This window comes from Runella sp. R0.1_18 (genome assembly GCF_057652155.1).
This window is the reverse complement of the sequence record NZ_JBYFCK010000021.1, coordinates 79,598-85,961: the sequence shown is the minus strand read 5'-3', so window position 1 is coordinate 85,961 and position 6,364 is coordinate 79,598. Positions and strand designations below refer to the sequence as shown.

Annotated in this window: 7 protein-coding genes; 4 read left to right on the top strand and 3 right to left on the bottom strand. The window is 44.8% G+C overall.

Features of this window, described 5'->3' with window-relative positions; genetic code table 11:
* Positions 1-215 precede the first annotated feature (215 nt).
* Positions 216-1,388: an efflux RND transporter periplasmic adaptor subunit gene (locus AC23P2_RS26015; RefSeq protein ID WP_487775899.1), complete on the top strand. Its 1,173-nt coding sequence runs from the start codon at positions 216-218 to the stop codon at positions 1,386-1,388.
* Here AC23P2_RS26015 and AC23P2_RS26010 read toward each other — a convergent pair whose 3' ends face one another.
* The 3 genes from AC23P2_RS26010 to AC23P2_RS26000 form a co-directional block, all read right to left on the bottom strand.
* Positions 1,389-1,895 (bottom strand): DUF3592 domain-containing protein, encoded by a 507-nt coding sequence (locus tag AC23P2_RS26010; protein WP_487775898.1) that lies wholly within the window; start codon positions 1,893-1,895, stop codon positions 1,389-1,391.
* 62 nt (positions 1,896-1,957) lie between these two features.
* Entirely contained in the window at positions 1,958-3,277 is a 1,320-nt protein-coding gene (locus tag AC23P2_RS26005) for a hypothetical protein (protein WP_487775897.1), read from the bottom strand.
* The gene (locus tag AC23P2_RS26000) at positions 3,252-3,851 is read right to left on the bottom strand and encodes an RNA polymerase sigma factor (RefSeq protein ID WP_487775896.1); all 600 of its coding nucleotides are present in this window, start codon (positions 3,849-3,851) and stop codon (positions 3,252-3,254) included. Before AC23P2_RS26000 ends, AC23P2_RS26005 begins: the two co-directional genes overlap by 26 nt.
* 179 nt (positions 3,852-4,030) lie before the next feature.
* On the opposite strand from AC23P2_RS26000, the gene AC23P2_RS25995 reads away from it, so the two are divergent.
* The 3 genes from AC23P2_RS25995 to AC23P2_RS25985 all read left to right on the top strand — a co-directional run bounded on the left by AC23P2_RS25995 (position 4,031) and on the right by AC23P2_RS25985 (position 6,351).
* Positions 4,031-4,393, top strand: a complete 363-nt coding sequence (locus tag AC23P2_RS25995; RefSeq protein WP_487775895.1) for a c-type cytochrome — start codon at positions 4,031-4,033, stop codon at positions 4,391-4,393.
* Positions 4,394-4,520: 127 nt separating this feature from the next.
* The gene (locus AC23P2_RS25990; protein WP_487775894.1) at positions 4,521-5,831 is read left to right on the top strand and encodes an FAD-dependent oxidoreductase; all 1,311 of its coding nucleotides are present in this window, start codon (positions 4,521-4,523) and stop codon (positions 5,829-5,831) included.
* 91 nt (positions 5,832-5,922) lie between these two features.
* Positions 5,923-6,351: a QcrA and Rieske domain-containing protein gene (locus AC23P2_RS25985; protein ID WP_487775893.1), complete on the top strand. Its 429-nt coding sequence runs from the start codon at positions 5,923-5,925 to the stop codon at positions 6,349-6,351.
* Positions 6,352-6,364: the final 13 nt, after the last annotated feature.

Here is a 6,364-nt window from a genome sequence, read left to right as displayed (position 1 = left end):
CCCGCGCGGATAACTCTTACAACAAAAAAGCCCAGCGGCAATCCCACCCCCCCTTGGGGGCGGCCGCCGTTGGGTGGACCATTTCCCCGCCGGTGGGCCGCCCGATGGGGATTTGGGGGGAATCTGATTCATTTTTCTACTAAGATGTAGCTCCTCTGGAGCAATGAATATGACTCTATATTTTAATGCGTTCAACCTGCTTAACAATAACTCCAATGAAACGTACAATAAAATTTAATAAAATCGCTTTCGCTCCCTCAATTTTGAGTGGACTCCTTTTCGTATCAGCCGTTTTTGTTCTAATAGCTTGCAGTAAGAAAACCTCCGAGACCAACACGACCGCTGCCCCAGCGGATGAAAACTTGATTCAACTCAGCGATGCCCAGCTCAAAAACGCCGAGATTGTAACGGGAACATTGACCCAACGGCCTATTTCATCGGTGTTGAAAGTAAACGGACGCGTTGAAGTTCCTCCCCAAAACGTGGTTTCTATTAGCGTGCCTACGGGTGGTTATTTAGAAGAAACCGATTTACTGGTGGGAATGAACGTTCGCAAAGGGCAGGTGTTGGCGGTAATGGAAGATCAACAATATATCCAATTGCAGCAAGATTATTTGACGGCAAAATCAAAAATCAACTTCCTCGAAAACGAGTATTTACGCCAAAAAGACCTCAACCAAAGCAAAGCCAGCAGCGACAAAGTGTATCAGCTTTCGGAGGCCGAGTTTCGGAGCCAAAAAGTATTGATTAGTGCCTTGGCCCAAAAACTTCGGTTGGTTGGCATCAATCCCGACCATTTGAGCGAAAATAACATTACGCGTACGGTTAAGGTCATTTCACCCATCAACGGCTATGTGTCTAAAATTAATACCAACATCGGTAAGTACGTCTCGCCTACCGAAGTAATGTTTGAATTGGTGAACCCTTCGGATATTCACTTGGTACTGAAAGTGTTTGAAAAAGACGTGGATAAACTCTACATCGGGCAGAAAATTTGGGCTTACACCAACAATCAGCCCGAGCGAAAACACCTTTCAGAAGTAATTATGATTGGGAAAGACCTCACCTCTGACCGTGCGACGGAAGTACAATGCCATTTTCGACAGTACGACAAAGCCCTCATTCCAGGCACGTACATGAACGCTGAAGTGGAGGTTAAAAACAATCAAGCGTATGTGCTTCCCGAAGATGCCATCGTCAGATACCAAGGAAAACAGTACGCTTTTGTCCAGAAATCAAATAAAGAATATTTGATGAATGAAGTCAAAGTAGGCAATACCGAAAATGGCTTTACTGAGATTTTATCTCCAGCACCCAGTCAGCAAAATTTTGTAATAAAAGGCGCTTATACGCTTTTGATGAGCTTGAAAAACAAGTCGGAAGAATAGTTAGAAAAATAATTCCTTGAGTAGGCTAGGTAGCCCAATCAACGAAAATATTACCCCAAAGGCCCCCAACACGGTAGGAAGTAGCCATTCGTCTTTGCCTTCCATCAATACCTCGTTGGGGTTGCCTTTTTGGTACCAAATTCGGATGGTTTCACCCACTTGAAATTGAACGGGAGTTGTGTAAAGTGTTGAGTAATATACCCTTGTTTGATTATGATTATCGGTGTATTGAATCACAACGGCCTTCGCCGTTGAAGGGGGAATTTGCGGTTTTTTATAATGAGCAATCACCAAAGCGGTTGTTTCTACCCCGCTTGATTTTAGTTTTCTGTTTTTGTTCCAGAAATAGTAGGTAAACCCCAAACACACCAGTCCTACCAGTGAAAAGGCACCACTAAAAATTACCCAACTCCAAGAAATTTCGCTCGTTTTCATCCGCCAGTCGTTTGCTTTGTGCAGTCCGTTTTTTATGACGCCAAAGTTGCGATACGAAAACAATTCGCTCAATTTTTTTCCATTGAACCTTCAAAATGAGCGCCTAAGCCGTTGTTTTTAGCCAAAGAAGCAACTTACTTTTTCCCAAACTCTACCCAAACCGACGCTTTTATTCCAAATACATTGTTCCCCCCAACGGCATATTCGGGCTGACGAAACGAAAAGTTGGCAAAAGGCTGTACCTGCGCAATACCTTGTTTCCATTTCTTCTGAATACCCAGCCCAAACGTATATTCGTAAAATGATTTGGATACGTGTTTGGTTTCGACGGAAAGGTATTGCTCTGCTCCGTCTTTGTACGCTTCAAACTTTACTTGATTAAAAGCCCGCAAATCCACATTGGTGGACGTGGCAAAAACCAAGGAGAAATCGCGCCGCAATGGCAAATAATATTTGAAACCAATCGGCATTTCAACCGTTGAAACGTGCATTTCAATTTCTTCCAAATGATCATTAGGCGGAATGACATCGGCAAATTGTTTGACAAAATCTAGCCCTGTTGCTGCATTATACTCTTTGACAGTCTGGTACTCTTGGCTCAAAAATGAATGGGCGTGTAAGCCTGCTGAAATGCTAAAATTGGGCGATAAAAACAGCTCTACACTCGGCCCGACGCCTATTTTTCTAAGCCCAAACTCCGATTCTACACCTACCCGTACGCGTGGTGTTGGGAATTTGAACGTTTTCTTTGCCAAGGGAGGTGCAGCTTTGGCCGTGGTGTCTTTTGAGGTAGGCAACTGCGCCACTGGTTTTGGTTCTGTAGTCAAAGAATCTTCCTTCGCAGTGGTTTCATTCGGTGTTGGCTCGGTTGGTACAGCTTCCGTCGGCTGCGCTTCGAGCGGTTTCTCCGTAGTCGTTGCCGCCAGTGCATCCGTAGCTTTTGCGCCACGAGCTTCGAGCGATAATTGCGCTGGGCTTTTCTTTAAATTTTCTTTTTTTAACCGCTGATTTTTAGTCCTTTCTGAACTGGCATTCGTACTGGCCAATTGATAACCGTTTTCGTCAGTGTTAGACACATAGCGGTGCTCTACCACCATTTTTTTGATGATATACACCGTATCCACTTGGTGAGCGGTGACGAGTTGTGCCGATGAGGAAGTCGTTCGGCGCAGTGTTGCTACATCTTGTTTTAAGATAGAATTTTCTTCATAGAGTCGTTTTATAAGCTGCTGATTTTTAAACTGATAATAAAGATTCCCGAGCAAACCCGTAAAAATAAGTCCGCCCATGGTCAGCAACCCCCACTCTCTTAAAAACGACAAATACCAAGGAACGGGCAATCTCTTTTTGACCGTTTCCCAGCCCTCGGGGCTCATCGGGCGGTTGACGGACTCCAATTGTTCTTTGATTCTCCGTTCAAAAAAATCATTATTCATGTTTGTGTGTGATTTCATCTTGTTGAACAACATACGCACTAATCCAACTTTGCAGTTTTGCCTTGGCTTTCGACAGGTTGGAGCGTGATGCACTTTCGCTAATTCCGAGCATTTCTGCGATTTCGTTATGGTTGTATCCTTCGACGATCGACAGTGAAAAAACTGCGCGGTACGATGCTGGGAGCCGTTGGACGAACGTCATTATTTCGTCAGCAGTAATATTTACCAGGTGTTCATCCTTGTAATAACTATCCGAATAAGGCACTTGCGATGCTTCGTCCAAATCAAACCAACTGATTTTGTGCGAGTTCCGTCGATAATGGTCAATAGCGGTATTAATCATAATCCGCTTCAGCCACCCTTCAAACGGCTGAGTAGGGTCGTACTTTTCTATTTTATCAAATACTTTTAAAAACCCGTCACTGGCCATCTCTTCCGCTTCCACCTCATTTTGAGCATACCTAAGGCAGGTATTCTTGGCAAAATTGGCGTAGCGTTCATACAACTGACGCTGCGCTTTTGTATCTCGCCTAAGACACCCTTCCAGTATTTCTTGCCACGTAGTAGCGCTACTTTTTCTTTTGAAAATCACCCTTGTTGCTGCGTTGAGGTTCTTACATTAACCTATACGAGAAAGATACGTAGAATGCTTCTTCAAAAAAATAAAAAAAATAATGGGATACCGAAGAAGCGTTTCATATACCTAGCAGCGTATGCTATGATAAGTGACCTTCCTCCTTTACACTTGTTTAACCATTAAATTAATTTTTTATGAATCTATCCTCTTTTAAACCTAAAATTGCCGTAGGCGTACTGGTCAGCGCGGTTATTCTTTCATCTTGTAAAGAACAATTTCTCACCGAAACCCCGACTACGGGACTTAGTCAGCAAAGTGCCCGTGCGGCGGCCGTTACTGAGCACCCAGGCAGGCTCATGGCTTCCAACTGTTTTCAATGCCACGGCACCAACGGCTACGGTATGGAACACTTAGCAGGCATGAAAGTGAATGAACTCATTGGTGAAATGAATGAGATGAAAAGCAAAAACGTAGGTGCGGACATTATGAATGTACACGCCCAAGCGTACACCACTGATGAAATCAAACTAATCGCCGATTTTTTTTCAAAGCAATAATTCCACCTTCCTCTTTTCTTCTAAACTTCCCTGCTGCGTAGGTGTAAGTCGAATCTTCATGTGCTTTCCTGACGGTTTCAGGAAACCTTTTTAACCAATTTTTTAACCTAGAGACTACTGACAGATTATGAAAAGACGCGATTTTATCAATCATCTTGGGGCTTCTGCCTTAGGGTTAGCTGCTATACAGGAAGCCTTCGCCGATGGCAATATCCTTTCCAATGCGCCCATTCAAATACCCACCAATACGGGCGTAAGTGGCCGCGTAGTTGTGGTGGGAGGAGGTATGGCAGGTACTACTGCCGCCAAGTTCCTACGTTTGTGGGGTGGAACGGGCGTAGAAGTCACACTCGTAGAACCCAATGCCGTATATTACTCTAACATATTCAGTAACATGGTGTTAACGGGCGACCGTACGTTGAACCAAATTACATTTAATTACAATACACTTGTTAGCAAATACGGCGTAAAACTCGAAACCAGTGCCGTGACCAACATCGACCCCATCGGGAAAAATGTTCGCCTTGGCAACGGAAAAACGCTGGCCTACGACCGTATGGTTTTAGCACCAGGCATTGATTTTGATCCACTTCCACTTTCAGGAACAGCCGACAATCAAGCCAAGATTTTGCACGCGTGGAAAGCAGGTGCCCAAACAACGGCCCTAAAAGCGCAAATTCAGTCGATGACCAAGAATGACACCTTTATCTTGACCATCCCGCCCAAACCGTACCGCTGTCCGCCTGGCCCCTACGAGCGTGCTTGCGTAGTAGCCGATTACCTAAAACGCGTGAAAGGCGGCGGAAAAGTGGTTATTTTGGATGCGAACTCAGGGATTCAGGCGCAACCCACCAACTTTACGAATGCCTTTAACAACACCCATAAAGGCATCATCACATACGTGCCAGGTGCTACTATCAACAACATTGATGCCAACACAGGTACGGTAAATACGGCCGTGGGTTCGTTTAAGGGTAAAGTCATCAACGCTATTCCAACCCACAAAGCGGGTAACTTGATTACCCAATCGGGCATTGGACTGGCCAATGCAGGTGGCGGAAGATGGGCGGGAGTAAATGTGCTTTCGTACGAATCAACGGCCGTACCAAATGTTCATATTATCGGTGATGCTTCCTCAACTACGCAGCCCAAAGCAGGCCACATTGCCAATGCTGAAGCGAAAGTTTGTGTGGATGCCATGATCAAATTGTTCCGTGGAGAGACTGTAAATCAAGCACCTATCACTAATTCATCTTGTTTTACCCCCATCACCAAAACAACCGCCTCTTGGCTGTCGGTAGTGTTCCGTTACGACCCTGCCACTGCGACTATGCTTCCCACTGGCAAAGGCGTTGTGGAATCAAACGGTGCATCAAAAGATTTTCACGAAGATATGCTCAAATGGTTTGACAACTTGATGTCAGACACATTTGCTTAGTAGGGTTTCTTGAATTCGACTTTGCCCAAGGCAGCGATTCTTGGGCAAAGTTTACCACTCCCTATTTTACACAAACTTCCAAATACATTTTATGAATCAGCAAGAAAAAATTAGAAGAAACGAGTTTTTGAAAAAACTTGGATTCTCAGGCGCGGCTCTTTTTGCCCTTTACACCCTCGACAGCTGCCAAAATGAATCAAACGTGGCTCCCCTCACTGGTGATATTACCGTCGATTTAGCCGATGCGTCCAACGCCCAACTGAAAACGAACGGTGGTTATGTCATTAAAAACGGGGTGGTGATTGCCCGCGTAAACGCAACCACTTACATTGCCGCTACCCTTACGTGTAGTCACGAGGGTAAAACCCAAATTACGTTTAGGAACAACGAATGGTATTGTACTGCCCACGGCGCTCGCTTCGACCAAACGGGCAAAGGATTAAATACGGAAGGGAAAAAAGGGTTGAAGATTTACCAAACTACACTTTTGAATTCGACCCTCACAGTTAAAGCTGCCTAATCGACAATCAGTC